Consider the following 385-nt stretch of genomic DNA (forward strand, 5'->3'; position numbering starts at 1 on the left):
AAAAACCTTTAAAAGATATGGAAAAGGAACCTTTGGTATCAGACCATCCTTTTGTTGACACGCTTTGGGAATGGCATAATGCAGAGCAGATGATTTTAGACTACGAGGAACAAAACCCAGATAAATTCAAGGATACAACATATGAGTCCACAGTTGATGCACCCTCAATCGATGAAGAAAAAAGAGTTGAATACACCGAAGGATATTTCAAAGAAACACTGCTAAAAAAGAAAGTTGTGAATATTAGCATCAAAGAACTTGATCTGGATGCTGCCCGTGCAGAACGCCAGCTGATAAAAAGGCTGAAAAAGGAAGCCGAGGAGAGAGGGGAGGAATTCAAGGTTAGGAAGCTCCGACGAAACAAAGAAATGGATGAGTATGATCT

At 40.0% G+C, this 385-nt stretch carries 1 protein-coding gene; it reads left to right on the top strand.

Going from position 1 to position 385, the window contains the following annotated elements:
- Nucleotides 1-385: hypothetical protein (locus tag FWJ25_RS20985; protein ID WP_188093692.1), on the top strand; the 385-nt coding region annotated here is incomplete at both ends.

The sequence above is a fragment of the Marinobacter salinexigens genome (assembly GCF_008370345.1).
Lineage (GTDB): Bacteria > Pseudomonadota > Gammaproteobacteria > Pseudomonadales > Oleiphilaceae > Marinobacter > Marinobacter salinexigens.